This is a genomic window from Streptomyces iconiensis (assembly GCF_028657195.3).
Taxonomy (GTDB): domain Bacteria; phylum Actinomycetota; class Actinomycetes; order Streptomycetales; family Streptomycetaceae; genus Streptomyces; species Streptomyces iconiensis.
Genome location: NZ_JANCPR020000007.1, coordinates 211,462 through 237,358, shown reverse-complemented (window position 1 = coordinate 237,358; position 25,897 = coordinate 211,462). Strand labels below are relative to the sequence as shown.

Here is a 25,897-nt window from a genome sequence, read left to right as displayed (position 1 = left end):
CCTACAATGAAAATGATTGTCATAACAACCAAGGAGAGCCCGTGCCACCCCCTCCCGAGCAGCAGGCCGTCGAGCTGAGGAGCGCCGAAGCCGGCTATCCCCTGCGCCCCGTACTGCGCCAACTCACCGCCTCCGTACCGCAGTCGGCGATCACGGCCGTCGTCGGCCCGAACGGCTCGGGCAAGTCGACGCTGCTGAGCGTGCTCGCCGGAGTACTCCCGCTCACGGCGGGCACCATGGAGCGGGCCCACACCTCACGCCCCGGCTTCGTGCTGCAGCGCAGCGCGGTGTCCGACACGTTCCCGCTCACCGTCCGGGACACGGTCACGATGGGGCGCTGGGCACACCGCGGCCCGTGGAGGCGGCTCACCTCCCACGACCGCTCGGTGGTGGAGCGCTGCATGGACAGGCTCGGCATCTCCGATCTGGCCGGACGGCAGCTCGGCGAGCTGTCGGGAGGCCAGCGCCAACGCGCCCTGGTCGCCCAGGGCCTGGCCCAGGAAGCCGGCCTCTTCCTGCTGGACGAACCGACCACAGGACTGGACATACGCGCGAAGGAGGGCATCCTCGCCGTGCTCGACGGCGCGGCGGCGGACGGGGTGACCGTGGTCCAGGCGACCCACGACCTCGTCGCGGCCCGGCAGGCCGACCACTGCCTGCTACTCAGGGACGGGCGGCTCGTGGCACAGGGAGCGCCGGACGTGGTGCTGACCGACGAGGCGCTGCGGCACATCTGGGACTTCCCCGTCGCGGCCGTCTGAGCGGCACTCCCCCACCCCCGCACATGGTGCGCCGCTTCCCTCGCGGCTAGCATTCGGAAACGGTTACCATATTCATTAAGAGCCGTGCACCAAGGAGACCAGCATGTCCGCTCACTGCCAACTGACCGGGCGCCGACCGGCGTTCGGCAACAACGTTTCCCACTCGCACCGCCGCACCAAGCGCCGGTTCGACCCCAACATCCAGACGAAGCGGTACTGGCTGCCGAGTGAGGGACGGCACGTCCGGCTCACGCTCAGCACCAAGGGGATCAAGACCGTGGATTCCCTCGGGATCGAAAAGGCCGTCGCCCGCATCCGTGGCCGAGGGGAGAAGGTCTGATGGCCAAGAAGAGCAAGATCGCCAAGAACGAGCAGCGCCGCGTGATCGTCGCGCGGTACGCCGAGCGCCGGGCCCAGCTCAAGGAGATCATCCGCAGGCCCGGCACCCCGGAGGCCGAACGGGACGCCGCGCGCCGCGAGTTGGCGCGTCAGCCGCGCGACGCCAGCGCGACGCGCGTGCGCAACCGTGACGCGGTCGACGGCAGGCCGCGCGGCCACCTGCGCGCGTTCGGCCTCTCCCGCGTCCGGATGCGCGAACAGGCACACGCCGGATTTCTGCCCGGCGTGACCAAGTCGAGCTGGTAGACACCCCGTCCGTGGGTGCGGCGGTGGCACCGCGCCCGTCCGTCGCACCCACGCGTACGCGCAACCCACGCGTGCGCACATCGCACCCGCGCGTCCGCGCCGCGAGCACACGCACCACCGCTTCCGTACCCGTTCACCACTCCTACGAGGGGGAGCGCCGAGCCTCGTGAGCACCACTCCCACCGACGCCGCGCGAGCGCGCCGTACCCGCCAGCGTTCCGTCGTCCAATACGGCCTCGCCGACTACGGGGACTTCATCTCGGCCCAGGGGCTCCATGCCCGGCTCACCGGCGAAGGTGTGGGAGTGGGCCTCACCACCGTCTACCGCGTACTGCGGCACCTGGAGCGGACGGGCCAGGTGGACACGGTGCGGGACGACATCACGGGTAAGCGCCTCTACCGCACGAGGCCGGACTCCGAGCACAGGCACTACGTGATCTGCCGGCACTGCGGACGCAGCGAAGCCGTGGACGCGGACGTCGTGGAGGACTGGGCACGCCGGCTCGACGCCGTCACCGGCTTCTCCGACGTCGATCACACCCTGGAACTCAGCGGCCGATGCGGCGAGTGCCGCCCCCACGCCGACGACCGGAGGGGCAGGCGGAGCTGAGCCGCACGGGCCGCCGCCGACGCCGTATTGAAAATGGTTTCCATTCCCAATACAGTGGCGGCATGGCACGCAACGAACTCCGCCCCCTCGTCAAGCTCCGCTCGACGGCGGGCACCGGCTACACCTACGTGACCCGCAAGAACCGGCGGAACGACCCCGACCGCATGACGCTGCGCAAGTTCGACCCCGTCGTACGGCAGCACGTCGACTTCCGCGAAGAACGCTGACCACGCACCCCGAAGGACCCCCTGTGAAGCCTGGTATCCATCCCGCGTACCGCCCGGTCGTGTTCCGCGACAGGGCAGCGGAACACGCCTTCCTCACCCGCTCGACCCGCACCAGCGACAAGACCGTCATCTGGGAGGACGGCAACTCCTACCCGGTGATCGACGTGGAGATCTCAGCCAAGAGCCACCCCTTCTACACCGGCACGATCCGTGTCCTGGACACCGCGGGCCGGGTGGAGCGGTTCGAGCGCCGCTACGGGCGCGGCGGGACACGCTGATGCCGGACACGAGCCCGCTTCCCGTCGTCCTCGTCGCGGGAATGCACGCCGAGCCGCGTCAGGAAGTCGTCACACATCTCCTGCGCTCCGTGCCACGCAGCATCGCGCTGCACCACGACCTCTCCCCCGCCGCGGCGGGCAAGGTCCGACGCGTGGTGCGGGACGCAACGGGTGAGGTGTCGCAGGGTGAAGCACCCCTGGTGAACGACTGTGCGTGCTGCGCCCTGCGCGAGGACCTCGTTCCCGAACTCAGGCGCCTGGCCGGCGCGGGACTGCACACGCTGGCCGTCGTCGAGTTGTGGGACTCGGTCGAACCGCAGGCCATGGCCGAGACCATCGCCGCACACGGCGGGGACGGGCTGCGCCTGGGAAACGTCGTCACCGCGATCGACCCGGCGCTCATCCTGCCCTGCCTGGCCAACGGGGACGACCTGGCGGAGGCGGGCCTCGGTCTCACCGCCACCGATCAGCGCACGATCGCCGACACCTGGGCACGCCAGCTGGAGTACCCGCAAGTGCTCGCGCTCGCCTCCGGCGAGGAGGCCGACGACGAGGACCGGGCGCTGCTGTGCCAACTGCACCCCACAGCCGCCCAGTTGCCCGCCTCCTCCCCCGAACTCGTACGGGCCGCTTTCGCCGGCTTCGACGTGGATGCCGCCGCCGACGCGCAGCACCCCTCGTGCGCGCGGTTGCCCCAGGAGGGCGATGACGCGGGGGTCGTCACCCTCGTGTGGCGCCGGCGGCGGCCCTTCCACCCGGAGCGGTTGTACGCGGCCCTGGAGGACCTGACATGTGCGGCGGCCCGCAGCCGCGGACGCTTCTGGCTGGCCGACCGCCCCGACACCCTGCTCGCCTGGGAAGCCGCGGGCGGCGCCCTCTGCGTGGACAGCACAGGACCATGGCTCGCCTCCCTTCCGGACGCGGCCTGGGACATGGTGCCTCCGACACGGCGGGCCGCTGCCTCCCTGGACTGGGACCCGGAGCACGGCGACCGCTGCCAGCACCTCGTCTTCACCTCGCCGGGGCTGGATCGGGAGGCCGTCGAGGAACTGCTGGACTCCTGCCTGCTGACCGACAGCGAGTACGCGGCCGGACGTGAGGCGTGGCTCCGGCTCCCGGCCGCCTTCGACGCCCTCCTGGACCCCGTCGGCTGAACGGGCCGTGCGGCCACGGCAATTGGCGCCGACCGGCGTCGGGCCGGAGCCGGTACCAGAGCCGGGGCCGGGGCCAGGGCCTGCCGATGGCCGCAGACGCCGGGCACCTCACGCACATCACGACACCAGTAACGCCAGTAACAGCAGAAGCACCAGAAGTGCCAGCAGCCCCAGGAGAAGAGATGGCCTCCCGTAACCACGATGCGCGCAAGGTCCGGAAGCCGAAGCCCAATCCGTTGGACACGGCCGGAATCACCTACGTCGACTACAAGGACACCGACTTGCTGCGCCGGTTCATATCCGACCGGGGAAAGATCCGCAGCCGCCGCGTCACCCGCGTCACCGCACAGCAACAGCGCCAGTTGGCGAGGGCGATCAAGAACGCCCGGGAGATGGCGCTGCTCCCGTACGCGAGCCGCTGAAGAGATCGACAGGACAGCGGCCCCGCCTCCCCCCTGCCATCGGCCCCACGGGGACGTGCACGGACCGCGGGGCCGCCGCGGCGCAGAGGAAGGAGAGCAATGCACCAGGGCGCAGCGGAGAACGGAAGCCGCCCTTTCACGCTGGTCGTCTGCACCACCTGCCGGACGGCGGCGGAGGAACGGGCGCTTGAACGGCTGCGCGTGGCCGTACGGAGCTGTCCGCACGGCGTGCTGGTGACCGGCGGATGTCTGCGGCTGTTCCTTTCGTGCAGTTCGGCGCGGGGGTTCTACGCGGTGGTCCAGCCGTGCACGAAGGACCGGGAGCCCAGTGGCCCGCTGGTCCGGATCGGGCCCGTGAGAGGCGCGGCCGACGCCGAGGCGGTGTGCCTGTGGCTCCGTACCGGCATGCCCGGGGACGCGGACGGGTCGCTGCCCGCTCGACTGCGGGCGCGGCGCTCCGCCCGTACCGGGGCCCACCCCAACTGAGCGGAGAGAGCGTGACGAAGACCCTGTTGAGCGTGGTGACCGGCAACGCTCCCCACACCAGAGGGGCGTTGGTCGACCACGTACTGAACGCCTCTCCCGGAGCGGTGGTCCTGTCGGTCTCGCTGCACGGCGAAGGCGACGGATACCCCGTCGTCCAACGCTTCCTGTCCAACACCGATCCCCGCCTGTCCGTGGCCGTTGACCAGGGCGCCACGGGCGCTCCGGCCGTGATCGTCCGCCAGGACCTGCTCGCGGTCGCACGCACCTCGCGGCGCCCGCACGTGGTACTCGCGCTGACCGACGAGCTGGACACGCTGCCGTTCCTGACGGAGCTGTGGCGTGAGACGCCCGGCAACGGCGCGCTGAGCCGGCATTACGTCGCGGGTCCGCTTCTGGCGGGCATCGAACCGGCCGTGTTCCTGGCCGACTTGGGCTGTGTCCACACCGCCGTACGCAAGTGGTCGGGCTGGGACCGCTGTGCGCCCATGACGCGGGCCGAGGCGGCGGCCCGCCAGGTGGAGACCGCCGACGCGCTGGTGCTCACCGACCCGGCAGGCCGGCACGCCACGCTGACGAGCGGGGTCGCCACCCTCGTACGTCACCTCAACCAGGCGGCGGCGTGCCTGGTGCTGTCCGGCGGGCCGGGACCTGAGCGTGAGCCGGGCGAGGGGCTGCCCTCCGCGCTCTTCCGCCCGGCCCACCACACCGGCCGGGACGGCTGGCGTGCCCGGCTGGACCCGGTGGGCGTACCGCACACGGCGCCCGGGGCCGGCGCGGGCGTGGACTCCGTACTGTGGCGCACCCGGCGGCCCGTCCACCCGGGCCGACTGGCCGACGCGCTCTCCGTCGTCATGCTCGGCGTCGTGCGCGGGCACGGGCACCTGTGGCTGTCCAACCGCCCGGATTCCGTGGTGACATGGCGTTCGGCGGGGGCGCACCTGGAGCTGCGCGAGGCGGGCCCCTGGCTGGAGGACGGGGCGGGCTCGGCGTGGGAGGCCGTCTCCGCACAGCGGCGGACCCTCGCCTCCTGGTACTGGGACGACTACTACGGCGAGCGCCGCAACGAGATCACCCTGACCGGTGTCGACCTCGACCCGCGGCGCATCCGCGAGGCGTTCCACGAGACCCTGCTCACCGACGACGAACTCTCACGGGGCCGCGAGCACTGGGGCCCCGCCGACGACCCGTTCTTCAGCAACGAGCCACGTTGAGACTGCCGGGCGTGAGGAACTTCGTCCGGGTCGACGAGAGCGAGAAGGTGAAGAGCCGGCCGGGACGTGAAACCTATACATTGATGTCAAGGTCGAGTCGATGGAGAACAGAGGGCGGCTTGAAGATCAGTGAACTCGCTCACCTATGCCAAGTGAGCACGCGGTCACTGCGGTATTACGAGGAGCAAGGACTCCTGCTCCCCGCACGCAACGCCGCGGGGCATCGCCAGTACGAGGCCAGGGACGCCAGCTGCGTCAGTTTCATCCAGCGTTTGTACGGCGCGGGCCTGCCGAGCGACCTGATCCGCACAGTGGTCCAGGAGTGGAAACTTCCCGGCTCAGCGCCCCGGATCGAGGCTCTGTTGCGCACACGGCACGCCGAACTCTCCGTTGAGGCGGAAGAACTGCAAGCCAAGCTGACCGGCCTGGAAGCCGTACTGAACGCGGTGACCAGCAACAACTGACTTGCCCTTCACACCAGTGTGAACGTCTACCTTCCAGGCATTGGCCCCGGACAGAAGAAGAGGGCCGGTACAGAAAAGGCGGACAGTTGAGCAGCTACATGCTGGCGCAGCTCCAGCTCAAGTACGGTTTCGCGAACCTGGCACGCTACGAGGCCGCCATGGTGACAGTCCGCGAACTCTTCGAATCTCAGGGCATCACGCTCATTGCGGGCACGGTGACGCAGGTCGGACCGCTGTACGAGGCATTCAACCTGTGGGAGATCGAGGACCAGGGACATTTGGAACGCGCACTTCGTGCCATGACGTTCGGCGATCCGCGTGCTCTGGAAGCAATGGGTGAGCTGGACGCCACAGTGGAACACGAACAGACCCGATTTCTCGGGTCACTTGCCTTCGCGGAGAGCCCGACCACCGCGTGAGGATTTCCACGCGCTACTCCGCCCCGTCGTACGAGGGCAGACCAGCCCTCGATGGCGAATTCAACGGTCGGTGCGGAAGCAACAGGCCGACCTGGACACCCTCGACGGCGCCGAAGGGCGCGACCTGCTCGTCCGCCGTATCGGCGCCGACCGGCTCGCCGCCGAGCCCGCGGCAGCCGCCGAGTTCCTCCACCACTGCGCCGGGCTCCCGCTGGCCATCAGCGTGCTCGCCGCCCGCCTCACCACGAACCCGGTGCTCACTCTGACCGCGCTGGCGGACGAACTGCGCTCCACGGCGACCCGGCTCGACGCCCTGGACACAGGCGAGGACGCCAGCGATGTACGCGCCGTCTTCGCCTCGTCCTACCGTGCTCTCGACGCCGATTCGGCGCGGGTGTTCCGGCAGCTCGCCCAGGCGCCCGGCGCCGACATCGGCCTGTCCGCCGCCGTCAGCCTCACGGCCCTGCCGCTCGCCGGGCTCCGTACGCGGCTGCGCCGTCTCCAGGCACACCACCTCGTCCAGGAACGCGCCCCCGGCCGCTTCACCTGTCATGACCTGCTGCGTGCGTACGCCCTCGAACTGGCGGAGACCGACGCGCCCGCCGGCGAAGCGGACGCGGCACTCACCCGCGTACTCGACCACTACACGCACACCGCCTGCGCAGCCGACCGGCTCCTGCACCCGCACCGCGACGCACTCCGACCTGCCGCCGCGGAAGACGGCACGAGTCCCGAGGAGTTCGCGACGCACGACCGGGCCATGGCGTGGTTCGCGGCCGAGCACCCCGTGCTGACGGCGACCGTCAACCACGCAGCGCGCACGGGACGCCATGCCCATGCGTGGCGGACAGAGCGGCCTCGCCGCCGTGCACAAGGAGGCGTCGATGTTGACCTCGCCCATGTCGTTGACGATCACCGCGACGCGCAACCCCTCGCGGTGGGCGAAGACATGGTTCAGCAGCGTTGTCCTGCCCGCGCCCAGGAAGCCGGACAGTACGGTCACGGGCAGCCGGTCCGGCCGCACGTCGCTCAGCTCTGCGGTCCCAGCAGCCCGCGCTCGTACGCCTTCGCGAGCCTTCTCGGTATCAGGCGGGTCTCGCCGTCGACCGTGACCGGCACCAACGGCGGCACCTGCGCCTTCCATTGGGCACGCCGGTGCCGTGTGTTGCTCCGGGACATCTTCCGCTTGGGCACGGCCATGGCGGTCCTCCTCGTGTCGGTTCGCGGCGAGACTACATGAATGTGGGATTCGTTTTCAAAACCTGGCCGCGCCTGTGCGGACCGCCCCACTCCGCGCGGTCGGCGGCGGGCTTCAGGTCCTGACCGGGAGGTAGGGGCCGGGGCCCTTCAGGGTGCGGTGCAGGGGCGCGGTCGCCGTGCGGCGCAGGCCGGGAAGGGCCGCGACCGACTCGGTGAGGTACTGGTAGAAGCGCTGCGCGGTGGGGACGTCGACGCTGGCGAAGAGGTTGGTCGTACCGGTCGTGGCGGCGGCGAAGGCCACCCCGGGATGCGTGGCGAGCGCGGCGCCCGCCTCGGCGAGGCGCGCGGGGTCGATCTCCAGCCACAGGGCAGCGCGGAACTCCTGTTGCAGCACGTCCGGGTGGTACTCGACGTCGAAGTACAGGACGCCGTCCGTCCTGAGGTCGGTGATACGGCGGCGCACGGTCGACGTGGAAAGACCGGTCGCGGCGGCCAGCTCGCCGGGGGCCGCCCTGCCGTCCCTGGCCAGCAGGTCGAGCAGGTGCCTGTCCCCCTCGTCCAGCGCCATCGGGGGTGCGGCGTCGGCCGCCGGCCCGGGCGCGGCCGGGAAGGCCAGCTCGGCGACCTGCGCGGGAGTCAGGGGGCCGCGCTTGTTGATCAGGCCGAGGTCCCGGCCGAAGAAGATGTGCAGGACGCAGTGCGCCGACACGTCCACCACCTGCGGTGTACGCGGCAGCTTCTGCAGCAGCAGCGCCTCCTCCTGGCCGGGACCCCGGGTCCGCACGGAGCAGGTGATCTCGGTGCCGCCGGCGGTGAGGTTGACCCAGGTCGTGTCCGTACGCCGTGCCATCGCCTCCCCCAGCGAGCGGGCCGCGTCAGGCGTGCACCTGGTGCGGACGATCCACAGGGAGTCCCCCAGCCGTAGGGCGTCGGTCAGGCCCAGGACCCGCAGCTTCCCCGCTGAACGCAGCCGCGTCCACCGGCGCGCGGCGGTCTGGTCGGACACCCCGAGGGCGTCGGCGATCTCCCGGAACGAGGCCCGCCCGTTGACCTGGAGGGCGTGCACGAGCGCCATGTCCTCCTCCGACAGCTCGCGGCACACAGGAGGGGTGGTGTCGAGATACGTCTTCATGGGCTTGATTCTGTCGGATTCGAGCAGGTGGAGCACCCTGGCTCAGGAAAACGCCTGAGCCGTATCCAGACTCACTCAAGGAAACCGCACCGGTCCTTCACCAGGGTCCAGGTCGCGGAGCCCGGGACCGGTTCCTGTCGCGGTCCCGTACAGCACGCTCGATTCGAACGGAGAACCACACATGCGTAAGTGGTGGCCACTCGTGGCCGTCTGCCTGGGCGCCTTCATCCTGCTGGTGGACGTGACCATTGTGAATGTGGCGCTGCCCAGCATGGGCGACGGCCTTCATGCCTCCTTCACCTCGCTGCAGTGGGTGATCGACGGTTACGCGCTCGCGCTCGCGGCGCTCCTGCTGCTCTCGGGTTCCCTCGCCGACCGCTTCGGCCCTCGGCGGCTCTACCTCTACGGCCTGGGCGTATTCGCGCTGGCCTCCCTGCTGTGCGGCCTGGCGCCCTCGGCCGAGGTACTGGTCGTGGCCCGCGTGGTGCAGGGTGCCGGGGGCGCCGCCATGTTCGCCACGGCCCCCGCGCTGCTGCTCTCCTCCTACCAGGGCAGGGACCGGGGCACCGCCTTCGGCATCTGGGGCGCCACCAACGGGGCCGCCGCCGCTGCCGGCCCCCTGTTCGGTGGCCTGCTCACCGAACACCTCAGCTGGCAGGCCATCTTCTGGGTCAACCTGCCCATCGCGGCCGTCGCCGCCGCCATGACGCTGCGGGTGGTACGGGCCGACAGGCCCGGCAGCCCGGCCGGCTCCGGCGCACCGGCCCGTATCGACCTGTCAGGAGCCGCGACGTTCACCGTCGCCGCGGGCTCGCTCACCTACGGGCTCATCCGTGGCGGGGAGGCGGGCTGGGGCTCGCCGACGATCCTGGGATCCTTCGCCGTCACCGTTGTGGCGCTCACGGCGTTCGTGGTGATCGAGCACCGTACGGCGCGGCGCGGCGGCAGCCCGATGCTGGATCTGGCGCTGCTGCGGCGCCCGTCGTTCGCCGGTCTGATGAGTGGTGCGCTGCTGCTCCAGGGCGGCGCCTTCGGCAGCCTCGTGCTGGTCTCGCTGTGGCTCCAGTCCGTGCTGGACCTCGGCCCTGTCGCCGCCGGTCTCGCCCTGGCACCGTTGGCCGGTGCCTCGTTCCTCGTGGCCGCCCTGGCGGGGCGGCACATCCAGCGGCTGGCGCCGCGCCTGCCGATCGGCATCGGGCTCCTGTTCGTCGCGGCCGGAATGCTGTTGCTGCGCGCGGCGATGACGGCCGAAGCGGGACGGGCATCGCTCGCGCTGGGCCTGGTGGTCGCCGGGATCGGTGTGGGCCTGGCCACGCCCGTACTCGTCTCGGCCGCCACGGCCACCGTGCCGCCGCAGCGCGCCGGGATGGCGGGCGGAGCGGTCAACACCTTCCGTCAGCTGGGCATGACCCTGGCGATCGCCGTACTCGGCGCCGTCTTCACCGACCGGACGGCCACCGCGCTCGCCGCGTCGGGAACGGTGCCTGACCCCGAAGGCGGCGCTTCCGCGCTGGCGGCCGGCCAGGCACGGCAGTTGACGGAAGCGGCACCGCTCGCGCACCGCGACGAGGCACGCCATGCGGTGCACCAGGCGTTCGCCGCGGGTCTCGACCTCGTCTTCCTGCTGTCGGCCCTCGCGGCGGCGCTCGGCGGGCTGCTCGTCCTGGTACTGGTACGTCCGCCCAAGCAGCCGGCAGCCGGGGGCACACCCGGGGGCGAGGGCAAGGCACCCTCGTCGGCGCCCACCCCGCAGGAACCGGTGTCCTCGACCGCGTGAACCGGCCGGTACGGGGGCAAGTGCTGCGTGGCCCGCGCACCGCAGCGCCCCCGTCCCGCGTCACCGTCCGCTTCGTCACCCCCTGGAGCCGCACCATGTCCAGCCCCGCAGCACGCGCTTCGTTCCTCCTCGTCCACGGCGCCTGGCACCGGCCCACGTGCTGGAACGCCCTGCGGGACCTCCTCGCCGCGAACGGCCACCGGTCCCGCACGGTCGCGCTGCCCAGCACGGGCCCGCAGGGCACGCCGGCGGCCGGCATGTACGACGACGCGGAGGAAATAGCCGCGCACCTGCGGCAGATGGACGGGCCCGTGGTGCTCGTCGCGCACTCCTACGCCGGCCTCCCGGCCACGCAGCTGCCGACGGACCAAGGGAACCTCGCCCATCTCGTCTACCTCTCGGCCTACATGCCGGCCGAGGGTGAGTCGCTCAACAGCATCCACGGCGCACCCACACCCGAGGACGAAGACCTCACCGGCACCCATCCGTCCATCTTCGACAACCCCCGCGTCGCGTTGTACGCGGAGCTGCCCGACGACCAGGCCGAGGACGCCATCGGCCAACTCGTGGGGCAGAGCAACCGGTCGTTCCAGCAGCAAGTGACCCGCGCGGCGTGGCGGACCGTGCCCTCCACGTACGTGCTCTGCACCCGTGACCGGGCGATGCCGCCGGCGCTGCAGGAGCAGATGTCAGGACACGCCTCGGCTGTCGAACGGCTCGACGCCGGCCACTCCGCTTTCCTGACCGCACCCGCCGAACTGGCCGCTCTCCTCGGGGGGATCGCCTCCGGCATCACGGGGAACTGACGCCCCGGGCTGCGGGGTACGCCGTCAACTCGCATACGCACGGCCCCCGTTGACGCCCCGGGGCCCGCGCAACCGCGCGGCCCCGGTGGCTGGTGAACGCGGGCCCTGTCGCCCGTGCACGCGGGCGCGGTGATCCGCGAACGCGGGGCCGGTGATCTGCGAACGCGGGCTCGGTGATCCGCGCCACGAGTCCCGCCGGCCTGCGTGCCTGGCTTACGCGCGGGGCCCGGTGAGGGTGCGCAGCACGTGGTCGACCAGGTCGTCGACGTAGCCGGGGGTGAGGGACTCGGCTCCGAACAGGGAGCGGATGTACATCGGAGCCAGTACGTGGTCGACCACGGCCAGCACATCAGGCGTTGGTTCGTCCCGGGCGCGGGCCCGGTCGAGCATGACCTCCATCTGGCGTGTGCGCTCGGCGAGGAAGTCGTCGCGCGCCCGCATGCCGTCCTCGCCGGCCGTGGACAGGGCGATGACCAGGCGCAGCACCGCGGGGCCTTCGGGTCCCGTGATGTCACGGGCGACATGGGCCGCGTAGGCACGCAGGTCGCCCTCCAGGCTTCCGGTGTCGGGGATCGGGGACTGCGCGGTCAACCCGGCGAGAGCCACATCCTTGGTCAGGGCTTCGAGGGTGCCCCAGCGGCGGTAGATGCTCGTATCGGCCACACCCGCACGAGCCGCGACGTCGCCGACGGTGAAGTTTCCGTATCCGCGCTCGGCGACCAGTGCGGATACGGCCTGGTGTACGGCCGTTCTGACACGGGCGCTGCGACCGCCCGGCCTGCGGGCCCGCTCTTGCTCTTCCTTCATGCCCCCACCCTACCTCTTAACGCAGTCCAGACTTGCGTTTGCCGTTCCCACCGGTTTACCGTTCCCCACGTAAACGCAGATCTGAGCTGCTTTAGGAGTGACCATGGAGCCCGTTTTCTTCCCCGACGACCCCCAGTTCTGGTTCGAGACACTGCGGACCTTCGGACACATCACCTACGGAGGCGCCGACTTCGGCGAGACCGTGGTGACCACCCAGCGCATCAAGGCGGGGGACTACGACAGCTGGCACGACGAGTGGCTGGCCACAGCCGACCGGGTGGCCGACGAGGGGCGTACGGCCCTGACCCACGGGCACCGGATCAGCGCCAGGGACGCCTTCCTGCGTGCCTCGAACTACTACCGCAACGCCGAGTTCTTCCTGCACGGCGACGCCACCGACCCCCGCATCCTGCACGCCTACGACGCCTCCGTCGCCTGCTTCCGCGAGGCAGCGGGGCTGTTCACACCGCCCATCGAGCCGATCGCGATCCCGTACGAGAACACCACCCTCCCCGGCTACCTCTACCGGGTCGACGATTCGGGCACCCCGCGCCCGACGGTGGTCATGTTCAACGGGTTCGACGGCTCGGCAGAGGAGATGCACTTCGTCGGCGCAGCCGCGGCGGTCGAGCGCGGCTACAACGTCCTGTCCTTCGACGGACCCGGCCAGCCGGGCACGCGCCACCACCAGGGCCTGCTGTTCCGCCCCGACTGGGAGTCGGTCGTCGGCCCCGTACTCGACCACGCGCTGACCCTTCCCGAAGTGGACCCGGCCCGGATCGCCCTGCTCGGCAACAGCATGGGCGGCGTACTGGCACCGCGCGCAGCGGCCTTCGACCACCGCGTCGCCGCCCTCATCGCCTTCGACGGCATCTACGACCTGGGCACCATCACCACCTCCCCCGTCCCCGGTGACCGGGCCGAGGCCGAACGGCGACTGCGCGCCGACCACGACCCCGAGCTGGACGCCGTACTTGAGGAGGCCATGGCTGCCAGCCCCATGGTGCGGTGGGCCATGCAGCAGGGCATGTACGTCATGGGCGCCGAGTCCCCGCGGGCTTTCGGCGCCGCCTACCTCGACTACCACGTGCGCGAGGGCATAGCCGAGAAGATCACCTGCCCGACCCTGGTCTGCGCCGGCGCCGACGACGGCTTCTTCGCCGGCCAGCCCGAACTGCTCTACGCGCACCTCAACTGCCCCAAGAAGCTGCTGGAGTTCACCGCCGAGCAGGGAGCAGCGGCGCACTGCCAGGCCGGGGCCCAGCGCCTGGCCTTCGCGCGCGTATACGACTGGCTGGACGAGACGATGGGGGCTGCCGCCTCCGCGGGGTCAGTCAGGTCCTGAGAGGTCACTCGGTCTCGGGGTGCCGTGGGGGGCGGGTCCCTGGGAGGCGGGTCCCTGAGAGGTCCGGTCCCTCAGAGGGCTGTCCCTGAATGGTCAGTCAGTCCCCGAGGGGTGGGACATCCGGTCCGGGTCGGTGCGTTCACCGGCGGCGGCACCGGCCCGGTCGGCGCCGGGTGACATGTCCTGGGTACCGATGACGGAGAGCAGTTCGAGCTGGGCGGCGCCCTCGGTACCGGGCGGGGCGCTGAACCACAGCAGGCGCTGGCGCCCGTCCTCGCTGAACAGGCTGTGGCAGTCCAGTTCGATGACGCCCAGCGTGGCATGCACGATGCGCTTGCGGTCGCTCCTCCGGAGGGCGACATCGCGGGTGTCCCACAGGTCGGCGAACTCCTGGCTGCGCCGCCGCAGCCCGGCCACCATCCGGCTCACCTCGGGATCACCGCCGCGCCGGGCGGCCACGGCCTGGAGGTCCGCGACGAAGACCCGCGAGTGATGGGGGTGGTCCTCGACCGGGTAGAGGGCGCGGGAGGCCGGGTCGGTGAACCAGCGGTGGACGAAGCTCGCCTCGGGGCCGCGCACCGCATGGGGCGGCCCGACGAGCGCAGCGGCCAGCGGATTCTGGACGAGGATTTCGTGCAGGTCGGTGATGACCTGGGCCGGCGTGCCGGTCAGCTGGTCCAGCAGGCCGAACAGGCCCGGCTGGACGTGCGCGGTCGGGCCGTGTGCCGCCGGGGGCACGCGCCGGTCCGCGAGATGGAACAGGTGGTCGCGCTCGTCGCCGTCCAGACGGAGCGCCCGGGCCAGCGCGGCCAGCACCTGCGCCGAGGGCTGGGCGCCGCGACCGCGTTCCAGCTCGGTGTAGTAGTCGGCCGACAGGCCCGCCAGATGAGAGACCTCCTCGCGCCGCAGCCCAGGCACCCGGCGCCGTGGGCCTGCGGGCAGGCCGACGTCGGACGGGCGGATGCGGTCGCGTCGGGACTTCAGGAACGCGGCGAGCTCGGAATGGTTCACGTTCCCCATGGTCACTCGCATGGGCGCCAGGAGCCAGGGGCCGGCAACCCCCGGGTAGGGACAGCCCTGGCTGGCGTGGAGACCCCGGGTCATCTTGGAGAGGCGAGCGGGGCGGCGGCGCCGTCAACGTCGTCGCTGCCGTCGCCGGCAGCGCTGCCGGCGTGATCGCTGCCCGTCGACGTCGACGACGCGCCACGTGCTCCGCGGCGCGAGCGATGTGGGGTCGTATCCGGTACTTCGTATACGGAATCCGAGGACACGTATCCCGGATCCGATATTCGGTGTCCCTCGTCCCCCACCCTTCGCCCCTCGTCCCTGTCCATCCGCATCCCGCATCCCGCATCCGAGGAGGAACCATGCCCCATCAAGAAGCCATGTCCGGTCGTGCCCGGCCCGGCGACCAGGCGGACCGGCCACGGGTCGCAGTTGTCACCGGCGGCTCACGCGGTATCGGCCGCGCGGCGGTGAGCAGACTGGCCGCCGACGGATTCGCTGTCGTGGCCGGTTACGCGGGCAACCGCGACCTGGCCGAAGGCGCCGTCAAGGACGTCACCGACGCCGGTGGCCAGGCGCTCGCCGTTCAGGCCGATGTCGCGGACGAGGAGCAGGTGGCCGCACTGTTCGACGCCGCGGCTTCCGAGTTCGGCGGCGTCGATGTCGTCGTCCATGCGGCCGGCCGCATGTATCTGTCCCCCGTCGCCGACCTCGACCTGACGGAACTGGACGCGGTCCACCGCACGAACATCCGCGGGAGTTTCGTCGTCGCGCAGCAGTCGGCGCGGAAGATCCGCGACGGTGGGGCGGTGATCACTTTCTCCACCTCCGTGGTGGGCCTGGCTTTCCCCAGCTACGGCGCCTACGCAGCCAGCAAGGGTGCCGTCGAGGCTCTCACCATGATCCTCGCGCGTGAGCTGCGGGGCCGGAACGTCACCGTCAACACCGTGGCGCCGGGGCCGACGGGCACCGATCTGTTCCTCGAAGGCAAGGACGAGGAGACCATCGCCCGCCTGGCAGCCCAGCCCCCACTGGAACGGCTCGGCACCCCCGCCGACATCGCCGATGTCGTCGCCTTCCTCGCCTCACCCGCCGGCCACTGGGTCAACGGCCAGGTTCTCCGCGCCAACGGCGGCATCATCTGACCGCCCCGAACGGCCCGAACAACCCGCTTACTGCGGCCACTTCTCCTGTAACTCCTCACGAATAGAGAGACACCATGCCCTTCGCCAACTTCAAGGTCCCCGCAGGCAGCCTCGACGAGAAGCAGAAGGAGGAGATCGTCACCCGCGCCACCGAGCTGTACGTCGACATCTACGGAGAACGGGCCCGCGCCAACACCATGGTCCTCGTCGAAGAGGTCCCCGACGGCGGCTGGGGCATCGGCGGCAACGTCCTGACCCTCGCCATGCTTGAGCAATCACCCGACGCTTGACCCTTGTCGGGAGTACGCGCCGTGTCCGGGGGCGGGTGTCGAACGAAGCCCGTCCCCGGACTTCCGGCCGTTGGCAGTGAAAACCGCCTGGCCTACCCGAGCCCACGCCGTTGCCTCCATCGCCGACTTCGGGCACACGGATACGGTTCGCCGCGCGACGGTGGCGCCCCTGCACCAGTACGTGCGACACGGGCAGGCCCTCCTGTGCGTGGGCTCGCCGGGTGGTGCCGACACCGAGTCGTACGGGGGTATAGAGCGGGGTGTGAGCTGGCACGTTCGCCGGTTTCCGCTTCCATGGGAGTCGGGGCCCCCCTCCTCCAGCGTTGAGGCCCCGATTCACACAACTGTCGAGGCGCAGCAAGCCGGCCAGCCTCTGTCTCCGGCGGTGGGCGAGTGCCAGGGCCGGTGGTGGGACGAGGTGCCTATCGACGCCTTGCACCGCCGCCGCGCTTCCGCAGCACACCTACCGTTTGGGGATCTGCCACTCGGCGGGCTCTGTGCCCTCTGGGGCGTAGATCGCCCGCTCGGCCCGATGCCCCTTCGGTACCGGAAACATGATGCCGCCCTTGACGCAGTCGCCCGGCCGTAGCCGCCGCTGCCGCCGTATGTCGCCGCAGCTCCACGATGCCGGCCGCATGGACAGCGCAAGTGGCTTGCATCGCTTGCGCTATTATTGCGTGTATGACGCGACGACTTGCGCAGGTAGCGAAGAAGGTGGGCGTCTCCGAGGCGACCGTCAGCCGGGTGCTGAACGGTAAGCCAGGGGTCTCGGAGGGGACGCGGCAGGCGGTGCTCACCGCGCTGGACGTGCTCGGTTACGAGCGGCCGACCCAACTGCGCGGGGAGCGCGGCAAGCTCATCGGGCTCGTGCTCCCCGAACTGTCGAACCCGATTTTCCCGGCCTTCGCCGAGGTCGTCGGCGGCGCCCTCGCGCAGCGCGGGCTGACCCCCGTGCTGTGCACCCAGACGCCGGGCGGCATCCAGGAGACGGACTACGTGGACCTGTTGCTCCAACAGCAGGTGTCCGGCGTGGTGTTCGCGGGCGGGCTGTACGCGCAGGACGACGCGCCGCACGACCACTACCGGCTGCTGCACGACAGGAACCTGCCGGTGGTGCTGGTCAACGCCCCTATCGCGGGGCTCGATTTCCCCTGTGTCTCCACCGACGACGCGGTCGCCGTTGAGCAGGCGTGGCGTCACCTCACCTCGCTCGGGCACGAGCGGATCGGCCTGGCGCTCGGCCCGTCCGACCACATGCCCTCGCGGCGCAAACTGGCCGCCGGTCAGGCCGTCGCGCGGGCGGCCGGCGCCGAGTTGCCGGAGGAGCGCGTGGTGCGGGGCATGTACTCGATGGAGGGCGGCCACGCTGCGGCCTCCCGCCTCCTGGACGCCGGGGTGACCGGCATCGTCTGCGCCAGCGACATCATCGCGCTGGGCGCCATACGGGCCGCGCGCCGGCGGGGGTTGCGGGTCCCTGAGGACGTATCGGTCGTGGGGTACGACGACTCGCCGCTGATGACCGTCACGGACCCGCCGCTGTCCACCGTGCGACAGCCGATCGACGCGATGGGCCGCGCCGCGATCCAGCTGCTGACCGCGCAGATCGACGGCAAGGAAGTGGTCCGCGACGAGATCATGTTCGAGCCCGAGCTGGTCGTACGGGGCTCGACGGGCCCTCTCATCTCGCGATAGGCCGCCTCGACGGGTCCCTCACCTCGCGAGAGGCCGCTGGGCTTTGCGACGCACGGTCTCACCGCCCGAGCCGTGTTGCGCCGCCCGGCCCTGGGCGGCGCGGTCGTTGTGCGGCTGCGGCCTGTCCGTGGTTGCTCGCGCAGTTCCCCGCGCCCCTTCGGGCCCGTTCTCTCGGGGCACGTTCTCTCGGGGCACGCCCTCTTCGGGTAGGCGGGAGGGGGCGGAATCAGCTGTCAATCATTTGCAAGTTCTGCTCGGTATATTGCGCTCTTCTGACGCCGGTGCTTGAGTGTGCGCCATCGCACGCTCCCGCGTCGTTCCCGCCAAGAGGGGTTACCGATGTCCTCCACGAGAAGCCGTTCCCTCGCACTCGCCACCGCCACCGTCGTCTCTCTGACCGCCCTCGCCGCCTGCGGCACGAGCAGCGAAGGCAACGGCGCCGACGGTGCGGAGGGCGGCAAGGTGAAGCTCGACGTCAACGGGCAGCCGCCCACTACGCAGGCGTTCGAGCGCAAGCTCTTCGACAAGCATGTGAAGCAGTTCGAGAAGGCCAACCCTGACATCGACGTGGTACCGCACGAGGGCTTCATGGACCCGAAGACGTTCAACGCCAAGCTGGCGGGCGGAAAGTTGGAGGACGTCTTCTACGTCTACTTCACCGACACCCGCGGTCTGATCGAGAAGAAGCAGGCGGCCGACATCACCGACCACGTCAAGGAGATGCCGCACCGCGACGACGTGCAGGACGAGCTGATGAAGGTGTTCCAGGACGGGCAGGGCCGCCAGTACGGCCTGCCGACCGCCAACTACTCGATGGGACTGCTCTACAACCGCACGCTGTTCAAGAAGGCGGGCCTCGACCCCGACGAGCCGCCGCGTACGTGGGCCGACGTACGCGCGGCGGCGAAGAAGATCGCGAAGCTCGGCGACAACACCGCCGGATACGCCGACTTCTCCAAGAACAACCAGGGCGGCTGGCACTTCACAGCCGAGCTGTTCTCGCGTGGCGGCCGGATGGCCACCGAACAGGACGGGAAGTGGAAGGCCGCGTTCAACTCGGCGGCAGGCAAGGCCACCCTCCAAGACCTGCACGACATGCGCTGGAAGGACGACTCGATGGGCAGCAAGCAGCTGCTCCAGGCCGAGGACGTCCAGCGGATGATGGGCAGCGGCAAGCTCGGGATGTATGTCTCGGCAGCCGACAACATCACCGTCATCGCCAAACAGTTCGGCGGCAAGTACCGGGACTACGGCTTCGCGCCCGTACCCGACGCCAAGGCGACGCTGATCGGCGGCGAGGGCTACATGATCAATCCCAAGGCCCCGCCGGCGAAGGTCAAGGCGGGGGTCAAGTGGCTCCAGTGGAAGTTCCTCAACCCGGATCTCGTCGAGCGGAGCATCCAGGACACCCTGAAGGCGAAGCTGCCCATCGGGCTGCCCATGCCGCCCACTCCGGACATCTGGAAGGGCTCCGTCCGCGACCGGGTGGAGAAGGCCAAGCGCGAGAAAGCCAACGTCCCCGTCTCCAACTACCAGTCCTTCATGGACGCGGCGCCCCGTATACCCGGTATGACCGAACCCCCCGAGGCGCAGCAGGTCTATGCCGCGCTCGACAACGCGATGCAGGCGGTCCTCACCAAGAAGGACGCCGACATCGACGCGCTTCTCGCCACGGCCGAGAAGAAGGTCAACCAGCTCTACAGCGCGTCCTGATGACCACCGCACTCCCGCTCAAGAAGCCGGACAGGCCGGAGGAGCCGGTGCCCGCGCCGCCGGCCGCGGCGGCGCGGGAGCGGCGTGCCGCACGCCGCCGGCGTTCCGTGCGCGAGCACCTGACGGCATACGGGTTCCTGTGCGCCGCCGTACTGCTCTTCGCTCTGTTCTCGTGGTGGCCGATCATCCGCAATGTGCTGCTGAGCTTCCAGCACGTCAACTTCGCCACCGGCAGCACCTGGGCCGGCCTGGCCAACTTCGAGAAGCTGTTCGGGGATCCGCTGCTGGCGACGGCATGGCGCAACACCGCGCTGTTCACCGCGTACGCGCTGGTGCTGGGCTTCTTCGTGCCGTTCCTTACCGCGGTGCTGCTCAACGAGTTCCGGCACGCCCGCGCGTACTTCCGGATCCTGGTCTATCTGCCGGTGATGCTGCCGCCTGTCGTGGTCGCGCTGATGTGGAAGTGGTTCTACGACCCGGGGCCCGGGCTGCTCAACGAGGTCCTGCGTGGCCTCCATCTGCCGACCTCCCAGTGGCTGGACTCCTCCGCCACCTCACTGGTCTCCCTGGTGATCGTCTCCACCTGGGCCAACATGGGCACCGCCACGCTGATCTATCTGGCCGCGCTGCAGACCATCCCCGGTGAGCTGTACGAGGCCGCCGAGCTGGACGGCGCGAACCTGTGGCAGCGGCTGCGCCATGTCACGGTCCCGCAGACCAGGTTCGTCCTGCTGGTCCTGATGCTGCTGCAGATCGTCGCGACGATGCAGGTGTTCACCGAGCCCTATGTGATGACGGGCGGCGGGCCGGAGGACTCCACGGTCACCGTGATGTTCCTCGTCTACCGCTACGCCTTCGTCTACAACGACTTCGGCACGGCGAGCGCGCTCAGCCTGCTGCTTCTCCTCGTTCTCGCCGCGTTCTCAGCGCTCTATCTGCGCGCCACCCGTAGCGCGAAGGAGGACTGATGGCCGCCTCGACCCGCACGCTCGTACGCCCCGCCGTACTGCGCACCCGCAAGGGGAGGCTGATCTACTGGTCGGTGCTGGCCCTGGCGCTGGCGCTGTTCACGGTCGCCTTCCTCGTGCCGCTGTACTGGGCGGCGACGGGCGCGATGAAGTCACCCACCGAGCTGGCGCAGAACCCGCCGACGTACGTCCCCTCGGAGTGGCACCCGGAGAACTACGCCCGTGCCTGGCGCGAGATGGACCTGACCCGCTACTTCCTCAACACGGTGCTGCTGGCGGGCGGCGCCTGGCTGATCCAGCTCGCTGTGCAGGTGCCCGCCGCCTACGCGCTGTCCAAGCTGCGGCCCAGGTTCGGGAACGTGGTGCTGGGACTGATGCTGGTCACCCTGATGATGCCCGCCACCGCGCTGCTGGTGCCGGTCTACCTCACCGTGGTCGACGTTCCGCTGATCAACCGGAACCTGATAAACAGCCCCAGCGCGGTCTGGCTGCCCGCTGCGGCCAACGCCTTCAACATCTACATCCTCAAGAACTTCTTCGACCGCGTCCCCGACGAACTCCTGGACGCCGCGCGGATCGACGGCGCGGGACCGTTCGGCACGATGTGGCGGATCGTGCTGCCCCTCTCCCGGCCGATCCTCGCCGTGGTGTCGATCCTCTCGGTCGTCACCGCGTGGAAGGACTTCCTCTGGCCGCTGCTGGTGCTGCCCGATCCGGCGAGGCAACCGCTGAGCGTGTTCCTCCAGCGCGTCGCCCAGGACACCCCGCTCAACAGCCTGGTCGCGGGCCTCGTGATGGCCTCGCTGCCGCTGATCGCGCTGTTCCTGGTCTTCCAGCGGCAGATCGTCGCCGGTCTCGGCGCGGGCAGCCTCAAGGGCTGACCCGTCCGGCTGTTCGACCGTACACGGCCGGCCCGCAGGCGGTCCGCCCCTCCTCGGCTGCTCCCGTACGACCCGTACGAAAGGACTCCTCCCTTGTCCCCCACGGACTGGTGGCGCAGCGCTGCCATCTATCAGGTGTACGTACGCTCCTTCGCCGACGGGAACGGCGACGGCACCGGCGATCTGGCCGGCGTCCGCGCCCGGCTGCCGTATCTGGCCGAACTCGGCGTGGACGCGCTGTGGTTCACCCCGTGGTACCTCTCGCCGCTCGCCGACGGCGGCTACGACGTCGCCGACTACCGCACCATCGACCCGGCCTTCGGCACCCTCGCCGAGGCGGAGAAGCTGCTCGCCGAGGCGCGTGAGCTGGGCCTGCGCACCATCGTGGACATCGTGCCGAACCATGTCTCGGACCAGCACCCGTGGTTCAGGGCGGCGCTCGCCGCCGGGCCTGGCTCGCCGGAACAGGAACTGTTCCACTTCAGCCCGCCCTCCCCCGAGCCGCCGAACGACTGGGTGAGCGAGTTCGGCGGCGTGCCCTGGTCGCGCACCGGGAGCGGCCAGTGGTATTTGCACCTGTTCACTCCCGAACAGCCGGACCTCAACTGGAGCCACCCGAAGGTGCGCCAGGAACACGAGGACGTCCTGCGGTTCTGGCTCGACCGCGGCGCGGCAGGCGTACGGATCGACTCGGCCGCGCTGCTCGCCAAGGCCGAAGGGCTGCCCGACATGCCGCGCGACGCCGAAGCGGGCCCGCATCCCTTCCACGACAGGCCGGAGCTGCACGGCGTCTACCGCTCCTGGCGGCGGATCGCGGAGGAGTACGGGGCCGTGCTGATCGGCGAGATCTGGCTGCCCGACGCCGAACGCTTCGCCCGCTATCTGCGCCCCGACGAGCTGCACACCGCCTTCAACTTCGACTTCCTGGCCCGCCCGTGGGACGCGGTCGAGCTGCGCGCTTCCATCGACCTCACGCTCGCAGCGCACGCCCCGGTCGGAGCGCCCGCCACGTGGGTGCTGGCCAACCATGACGTGACGCGTACGGTCACGCGTTACGGGCGGGCCGAGGACACCGGGTTCGCCTTCGAGCGCAAGCGGTTCGGGGTCCGCAGCGACCTGGCGCTGGGCACCCGCAGGGCGCGCGCCGCCGCACTGCTCTCCCTGGCCCTGCCCGGCTCCGTCTACCTCTACCAGGGCGAGGAACTGGGCCTGCCCGAGGCCGAGATCCCGCGCGAACTGATCCAGGATCCGATGCACGCGCGGTCGGGCGGCGTGGATCCGGGCCGGGACGGCTGCCGGGTACCGCTGCCCTGGTCAGCCGACGGCGACGGCCCTTCCTGGCTGCCTCGCCCCGACGGCTGGGAGCGCTACGCCGCCGAACGGCAGGCCACGGACCCGGACTCGATGCTCGCGCTCTACCGCACGGCGCTGCGGCTGCGCAGCTCCTTCCGCGACGCCGGCCCCCTGCGCTGGCTGCGTACGGACGACCCGCACGTGCTGTCGTTCGCGCGGAGCATGCCGCACGGCGACGGAGCCGGCCTCCCCGGCGCCGGAGCCGGGGACGACGGCAGCCGCGGCGACGGCGGCACTCTGCTGTGCGTGGTCAACCTCGGAGCACCGGACGTGATGCTCCCAGCGCACTCCGAACTTCTGCTGGCCAGCGGCCCCCTGACACCAGTGGGCACGCTGCCGCAGGACACGGCGGTCTGGCTGCGGGCCTGACCCGGGCACGGCCGCCTCCCTCTCCCCACAGAAGGGAATGTCATGGGCACCACAAGACGCACCACTCCACGCACCACTCCACGCGCGGCTCCGCGCAGCTCCCCACGCGGCGCCCCGCGCCGAAGGGCCTGGCGGTCCGTGCTGGCCGCCGTGCTCAGCACCGGACTGCTGGCGACCGGCTGGCAGGCGTTCTCCGCCGAGGCCGCGCCCGACGGCGCGGCGGCCGGCAAGGGTGCCGGGCCCCTCCCCGTCCACCTCACCGGCGACGGGGCGGCCCGCGCGCACGACGGCGACCCCCGGTCGTACGCGAAGGGCAGCACCTCACGCTGGGTGCGGGCCGACCTCGGCGCGACCCGCCGCCTGGACCGGGTGGAACTCAAGCTGCCCGGCAAGGCACAGCGGGTACAGCTCCAGGGCTCCGTCAACGGCCGGGACTTCGTGGAGCTGTCCGACGCGCGGGCACGCAAGGGCGAGGTCACACTGCGGCTGGACGGGGCGCCGGTCAGGTACGTCCGGGTGGCCGGGGCCCACCGGGTCGGCGAACTCGCCGTGTACCGCGCGAAGTCGGGCGACACCGCTCCCCCGAAGACGCCGCGCGGCGTCCGGCTGGACGGTGCGACGCTGCGCTGGGAACGGATACCGGGAGTCGCCGGCTACGACGTCTACGCCGACGGCCGGCTGCGCGCCGGGCTGCCCGCGAAGGCGACGCGCTGGAAGGACACCATGGCGCCGGGCGGCACCGCGCGGAAGGCCGATTCCGTCGACTACACAGTGCGGGCCCGGGACGCGGCGGGCAACCAGTCCCCCGACAGCCGCGCGGCCACCCGTACCGTCGCGGCGGGCGAAAGCTCCCCGCGCGCGGCCTTCAAGCCGCCCCGCAGCGGCGCCGGACTCGCGAAGGGCGCGGGTAGTACCAAGGCCACCAAGGCTGCCGGGTCCGCCGAGACCGTCAAGGCCGCCAAGACCGTCAAGGGCGGCGCAACGACCGGCGCGGCGACCGGCGCCGACATGCCGTACACCACCGTCGAGGCGGAGGCGGGCACCGCGGGCGGAGGCGCCCAGGTGGTCGGGGCCAACCGGAAGATCGGCGACCTGGCGGGCGAGGCGTCGGGGCGTAAGGCCGTGACGCTCAAGGAGACCGGCCAGTACGTCGAGTTCACGACCGCGGCCGAGACCAACACCCTGGCCACCCGCTTCTCCATTCCGGACGCGCCCGGCGGCGGCGGGACGAACGCCACGCTGAACGTCTACGTGGACGGCGAGAAGGTGAAGCCGCTGGATCTGACGTCCAAGTACGCCTGGTTGTACGGCGCCGAGGCGTCCCCGGTCAACAACCCGGGTGCCGGCCCGGCCCGGCACATCTACGACGAGGCGCAGCTCGACCTCGGCCGTACGGTTCCGGCAGGGAGCACGGTCAGGCTCCAGAAGGACGCGGACAACTCCTCCTCGTACGCGATCGACTTCGTCGATTTCGAGAAGGTCTCCGCCACGCCGAACCCGGATTCCGGAGCGTTCGTCGAGCCTGCCGGGTTCGGCCACCAGGACGTACAGAACGCGCTGGACCAGGCCAGGATGGACACCACAGGGAAGATCCAGGGCGTGTATCTGCCGCCGGGCGACTACCAGACGTCCAGCAAGTTCCAGGTCTACGGCAAGCCGGTGAAGGTGATCGGTGCGGGGCCGTGGTTCACCCGCTTCCACGCACCGTCCGGACAGGAGAACACCGATGTCGGCTTCCGCGCCGACAACGGCGCGAACGGCTCGACGTTCGCCGGCTTCGCCTACTTCGGCAACTACACCTCGCGCATCGACGGCCCCGGCAAGGTCTTCGACTTCCAGAACGTCTCCGGCATCACCATCGAGAACATCTGGGCCGAGCACATGGTCTGCCTCTACTGGGGCGCCAACACCGACAGGATGACGCTCAAGGACAACCGCATCCGCAACACCTTCGCCGACGGTCTGAACATGACCAACGGCTCCAGCGACAACCTGGTGACCAACAACGAGACCAGGTCAACGGGTGACGACTCGTTCGCGCTGTTCTCCGCGCTGGACTCGGGCGGCGGCGAGCAGACGAACAACGTCTACGAGAACCTGACCTCGAAGCTCACCTGGCGGGCCGCCGGCCTGGCCGTCTACGGCGGCCAGCTCAACACCTTCCGCAACATCCGGGTCACGGACACCCTGGTCTACTCCGGAGTGACCATCTCTTCGCTGGACTTCGGCTTCCCGATGAACGGGTTCGGGCCGGGGCAGACCACGTTCGAGAACCTGGGCATCGAGCGCGCGGGCGGCCACTTCTGGAACGGTCAGACCTTCCCCGGCATCTGGATGTTCTCGGCCTCGAAGCCGTTCAAGGCGATCCGGGTGAAGGGCGCGGAGATCACGGACCCGACGTACCACGGGATCATGTTCCAGACGAACTACGTGGGAGGACAGCCGCAGAACCCGGTCGAGGACACGGAGTTGAGCGACGTGACGATCTCCGGGGCGAAGAGGAGCGGCGACGAGTACGACCACAAGTCCGGCTTCGGGATCTGGGCCAACGAGATGCCCGAGGCGGGACAGGGACCCGCCGTGGGTCAGGCGACGTTCCGCGGGCTTACCCTGCGGGACAACGCGGAGGACGTACGTAACACGACATCCACGTTCAAGGTCACCATCGAGTGAGGCACACGTCTCCGGTCCCGGGCCGCCACCGTACGCACGGCTGCCCGGGACCGGGGACGGCGCC

At 70.5% G+C, this 25,897-nt stretch carries 27 protein-coding genes and 1 pseudogene; 23 read left to right on the top strand and 5 right to left on the bottom strand.

What is annotated here, in order from left to right:
* The first annotated feature begins 41 nt into the window (after positions 1–41).
* From aztA to NMN56_RS09425, 12 genes are all read left to right on the top strand, one after another.
* Positions 42–761, top strand: coding sequence for a zinc ABC transporter ATP-binding protein AztA (gene aztA, locus NMN56_RS09480; RefSeq protein ID WP_274042490.1), 720 nt, complete (start codon positions 42–44; stop codon positions 759–761).
* Between the two features lie 103 nt (positions 762–864).
* Positions 865–1,101 carry a 50S ribosomal protein L28 gene (rpmB, locus tag NMN56_RS09475; protein WP_274042489.1) on the top strand — a complete coding sequence of 79 codons (237 nt, stop codon included), beginning with the start codon at positions 865–867 and terminating at the stop codon, positions 1,099–1,101.
* Positions 1,101–1,406, top strand: a complete 306-nt coding sequence (gene rpsN / locus NMN56_RS09470; protein WP_274042488.1) for a 30S ribosomal protein S14 — start codon at positions 1,101–1,103, stop codon at positions 1,404–1,406. The genes rpmB and rpsN overlap by 1 nt, the downstream gene beginning before the upstream one ends.
* Positions 1,407–1,572: 166 nt before the next feature.
* Complete coding sequence (locus NMN56_RS09465) at positions 1,573–2,016, top strand: Fur family transcriptional regulator (RefSeq protein ID WP_274042487.1); 444 nt, start codon at positions 1,573–1,575, stop codon at positions 2,014–2,016.
* A 62-nt stretch (positions 2,017–2,078) separates the two neighbouring features.
* On the top strand, positions 2,079–2,243 hold the full coding sequence (rpmG, locus tag NMN56_RS09460; RefSeq protein WP_274042486.1) for a 50S ribosomal protein L33: 165 nt from the start codon (positions 2,079–2,081) through the stop codon (positions 2,241–2,243).
* 23 nt (positions 2,244–2,266) lie between these two features.
* Positions 2,267–2,521 (top strand): type B 50S ribosomal protein L31, encoded by a 255-nt coding sequence (locus tag NMN56_RS09455; RefSeq protein WP_274042484.1) that lies wholly within the window; start codon positions 2,267–2,269, stop codon positions 2,519–2,521.
* The gene (locus tag NMN56_RS09450; RefSeq protein ID WP_274042483.1) at positions 2,521–3,675 is read left to right on the top strand and encodes a CobW family GTP-binding protein; all 1,155 of its coding nucleotides are present in this window, start codon (positions 2,521–2,523) and stop codon (positions 3,673–3,675) included. The genes NMN56_RS09455 and NMN56_RS09450 overlap by 1 nt, the downstream gene beginning before the upstream one ends.
* Before the next feature lie 182 nt (positions 3,676–3,857).
* Positions 3,858–4,097 carry a 30S ribosomal protein S18 gene (rpsR, locus tag NMN56_RS09445; protein WP_274042646.1) on the top strand — a complete coding sequence of 80 codons (240 nt, stop codon included), beginning with the start codon at positions 3,858–3,860 and terminating at the stop codon, positions 4,095–4,097.
* A gap of 99 nt (positions 4,098–4,196) precedes the next feature.
* Complete coding sequence (locus NMN56_RS09440; protein ID WP_274042482.1) at positions 4,197–4,583, top strand: hypothetical protein; 387 nt, start codon at positions 4,197–4,199, stop codon at positions 4,581–4,583.
* Positions 4,584–4,594: 11 nt separating this feature from the next.
* Positions 4,595–5,794 carry a GTP-binding protein gene (locus tag NMN56_RS09435; protein ID WP_274042481.1) on the top strand — a complete coding sequence of 400 codons (1,200 nt, stop codon included), beginning with the start codon at positions 4,595–4,597 and terminating at the stop codon, positions 5,792–5,794.
* 83 nt (positions 5,795–5,877) lie between these two features.
* Entirely contained in the window at positions 5,878–6,258 is a 381-nt protein-coding gene (locus NMN56_RS09430) for a MerR family transcriptional regulator (protein ID WP_274042645.1), read from the top strand.
* An 86-nt stretch (positions 6,259–6,344) separates the two neighbouring features.
* Positions 6,345–6,677, top strand: coding sequence for an NIPSNAP family protein (locus NMN56_RS09425; protein WP_274042480.1), 333 nt, complete (start codon positions 6,345–6,347; stop codon positions 6,675–6,677).
* Between the two features lie 839 nt (positions 6,678–7,516).
* On the opposite strand, the pseudogene NMN56_RS09420 reads toward NMN56_RS09425, so the two are convergent.
* From NMN56_RS09420 to NMN56_RS09410, 3 genes and pseudogenes are all read right to left on the bottom strand, one after another.
* Positions 7,517–7,701 (bottom strand): annotated as a pseudogene (locus NMN56_RS09420) (GTP-binding protein); the annotation flags it as partial.
* Between the two features lie 5 nt (positions 7,702–7,706).
* Entirely contained in the window at positions 7,707–7,877 is a 171-nt protein-coding gene (gene rpmF, locus NMN56_RS09415) for a 50S ribosomal protein L32 (RefSeq protein ID WP_274042479.1), read from the bottom strand.
* Positions 7,878–7,989: 112 nt separating this feature from the next.
* The gene (locus NMN56_RS09410) at positions 7,990–9,009 is read right to left on the bottom strand and encodes an Lrp/AsnC family transcriptional regulator (RefSeq protein ID WP_274042478.1); all 1,020 of its coding nucleotides are present in this window, start codon (positions 9,007–9,009) and stop codon (positions 7,990–7,992) included.
* 181 nt (positions 9,010–9,190) lie between these two features.
* Here NMN56_RS09410 and NMN56_RS09405 point away from each other — a divergent pair, with 181 nt between their 5' ends.
* Complete coding sequence (locus tag NMN56_RS09405) at positions 9,191–10,786, top strand: MFS transporter (RefSeq protein ID WP_274042477.1); 1,596 nt, start codon at positions 9,191–9,193, stop codon at positions 10,784–10,786.
* 95 nt (positions 10,787–10,881) lie between these two features.
* Positions 10,882–11,592, top strand: coding sequence for an alpha/beta hydrolase (locus tag NMN56_RS09400; RefSeq protein WP_274042476.1), 711 nt, complete (start codon positions 10,882–10,884; stop codon positions 11,590–11,592).
* A 213-nt stretch (positions 11,593–11,805) separates the two neighbouring features.
* Here the strand turns inward: NMN56_RS09400 and NMN56_RS09395 are convergent, their stop codons facing one another.
* Complete coding sequence (locus NMN56_RS09395; protein ID WP_274042475.1) at positions 11,806–12,399, bottom strand: TetR/AcrR family transcriptional regulator; 594 nt, start codon at positions 12,397–12,399, stop codon at positions 11,806–11,808.
* Between the two features lie 103 nt (positions 12,400–12,502).
* Here NMN56_RS09395 and NMN56_RS09390 point away from each other — a divergent pair, with 103 nt between their 5' ends.
* Entirely contained in the window at positions 12,503–13,744 is a 1,242-nt protein-coding gene (locus NMN56_RS09390; protein ID WP_274042473.1) for an alpha/beta hydrolase family protein, read from the top strand.
* A 93-nt stretch (positions 13,745–13,837) separates the two neighbouring features.
* On the opposite strand, the gene NMN56_RS09385 is transcribed toward NMN56_RS09390, so the two are convergent.
* On the bottom strand, positions 13,838–14,755 hold the full coding sequence (locus NMN56_RS09385; protein WP_274042472.1) for a helix-turn-helix transcriptional regulator: 918 nt from the start codon (positions 14,753–14,755) through the stop codon (positions 13,838–13,840).
* Positions 14,756–15,111: 356 nt separating this feature from the next.
* Here NMN56_RS09385 and NMN56_RS09380 point away from each other — a divergent pair, with 356 nt between their 5' ends.
* From NMN56_RS09380 to NMN56_RS09345, 8 genes are all read left to right on the top strand, one after another.
* Positions 15,112–15,894 (top strand): SDR family oxidoreductase, encoded by a 783-nt coding sequence (locus NMN56_RS09380; RefSeq protein WP_274042471.1) that lies wholly within the window; start codon positions 15,112–15,114, stop codon positions 15,892–15,894.
* 74 nt (positions 15,895–15,968) lie between these two features.
* Positions 15,969–16,184, top strand: coding sequence for a 4-oxalocrotonate tautomerase family protein (locus NMN56_RS09375; protein WP_274042470.1), 216 nt, complete (start codon positions 15,969–15,971; stop codon positions 16,182–16,184).
* Between the two features lie 681 nt (positions 16,185–16,865).
* A complete protein-coding gene (locus NMN56_RS09370; RefSeq protein ID WP_274042469.1) occupies positions 16,866–17,876 on the top strand; it encodes a LacI family DNA-binding transcriptional regulator in 1,011 nt (336 codons plus the stop codon).
* A gap of 339 nt (positions 17,877–18,215) precedes the next feature.
* Positions 18,216–19,589: an ABC transporter substrate-binding protein gene (locus NMN56_RS09365; RefSeq protein ID WP_274042468.1), complete on the top strand. Its 1,374-nt coding sequence runs from the start codon at positions 18,216–18,218 to the stop codon at positions 19,587–19,589.
* Entirely contained in the window at positions 19,586–20,557 is a 972-nt protein-coding gene (locus tag NMN56_RS09360; RefSeq protein ID WP_430542512.1) for a carbohydrate ABC transporter permease, read from the top strand. Before NMN56_RS09365 ends, NMN56_RS09360 begins: the two co-directional genes overlap by 4 nt.
* Positions 20,557–21,438, top strand: a complete 882-nt coding sequence (locus NMN56_RS09355; RefSeq protein ID WP_274042466.1) for a carbohydrate ABC transporter permease — start codon at positions 20,557–20,559, stop codon at positions 21,436–21,438. Before NMN56_RS09360 ends, NMN56_RS09355 begins: the two co-directional genes overlap by 1 nt.
* Positions 21,439–21,531: 93 nt before the next feature.
* Entirely contained in the window at positions 21,532–23,160 is a 1,629-nt protein-coding gene (locus NMN56_RS09350) for a glycoside hydrolase family 13 protein (RefSeq protein ID WP_274042465.1), read from the top strand.
* Between the two features lie 42 nt (positions 23,161–23,202).
* Positions 23,203–25,833: a galactose-binding domain-containing protein gene (locus NMN56_RS09345; RefSeq protein WP_347178582.1), complete on the top strand. Its 2,631-nt coding sequence runs from the start codon at positions 23,203–23,205 to the stop codon at positions 25,831–25,833.
* Positions 25,834–25,897 lie beyond the last annotated feature (64 nt).

Excerpts from the sequence above, each read along its gene's own strand:
- rpmB (WP_274042489.1), top strand. The coding sequence starts at position 865 with ATGTCCGCTCACTGCCAACTGACCGGGCGCCGACCGGCGTTCGGCAAC.
- rpsN (WP_274042488.1), top strand. The coding sequence starts at position 1,101 with ATGGCCAAGAAGAGCAAGATCGCCAAGAACGAGCAGCGCCGCGTGATC.
- rpmG (WP_274042486.1), top strand. The coding sequence starts at position 2,079 with ATGGCACGCAACGAACTCCGCCCCCTCGTCAAGCTCCGCTCGACGGCG.
- NMN56_RS09450 (WP_274042483.1), top strand. The coding sequence starts at position 2,521 with ATGCCGGACACGAGCCCGCTTCCCGTCGTCCTCGTCGCGGGAATGCAC.
- rpsR (WP_274042646.1), top strand. The coding sequence starts at position 3,858 with ATGGCCTCCCGTAACCACGATGCGCGCAAGGTCCGGAAGCCGAAGCCC.
- NMN56_RS09440 (WP_274042482.1), top strand. The coding sequence starts at position 4,197 with ATGCACCAGGGCGCAGCGGAGAACGGAAGCCGCCCTTTCACGCTGGTC.
- NMN56_RS09430 (WP_274042645.1), top strand. The coding sequence starts at position 5,878 with ATGTCAAGGTCGAGTCGATGGAGAACAGAGGGCGGCTTGAAGATCAGT.
- rpmF (WP_274042479.1), bottom strand. The coding sequence starts at position 7,877 with ATGGCCGTGCCCAAGCGGAAGATGTCCCGGAGCAACACACGGCACCGG.
- NMN56_RS09410 (WP_274042478.1), bottom strand. The coding sequence starts at position 9,009 with ATGAAGACGTATCTCGACACCACCCCTCCTGTGTGCCGCGAGCTGTCG.
- NMN56_RS09405 (WP_274042477.1), top strand. The coding sequence starts at position 9,191 with ATGCGTAAGTGGTGGCCACTCGTGGCCGTCTGCCTGGGCGCCTTCATC.
- NMN56_RS09400 (WP_274042476.1), top strand. The coding sequence starts at position 10,882 with ATGTCCAGCCCCGCAGCACGCGCTTCGTTCCTCCTCGTCCACGGCGCC.
- NMN56_RS09395 (WP_274042475.1), bottom strand. The coding sequence starts at position 12,399 with ATGAAGGAAGAGCAAGAGCGGGCCCGCAGGCCGGGCGGTCGCAGCGCC.
- NMN56_RS09390 (WP_274042473.1), top strand. The coding sequence starts at position 12,503 with ATGGAGCCCGTTTTCTTCCCCGACGACCCCCAGTTCTGGTTCGAGACA.
- NMN56_RS09380 (WP_274042471.1), top strand. The coding sequence starts at position 15,112 with ATGCCCCATCAAGAAGCCATGTCCGGTCGTGCCCGGCCCGGCGACCAG.
- NMN56_RS09375 (WP_274042470.1), top strand. The coding sequence starts at position 15,969 with ATGCCCTTCGCCAACTTCAAGGTCCCCGCAGGCAGCCTCGACGAGAAG.
- NMN56_RS09370 (WP_274042469.1), top strand. The coding sequence starts at position 16,866 with ATGACGCGACGACTTGCGCAGGTAGCGAAGAAGGTGGGCGTCTCCGAG.
- NMN56_RS09365 (WP_274042468.1), top strand. The coding sequence starts at position 18,216 with ATGTCCTCCACGAGAAGCCGTTCCCTCGCACTCGCCACCGCCACCGTC.
- NMN56_RS09355 (WP_274042466.1), top strand. The coding sequence starts at position 20,557 with ATGGCCGCCTCGACCCGCACGCTCGTACGCCCCGCCGTACTGCGCACC.
- NMN56_RS09345 (WP_347178582.1), top strand. The coding sequence starts at position 23,203 with ATGGGCACCACAAGACGCACCACTCCACGCACCACTCCACGCGCGGCT.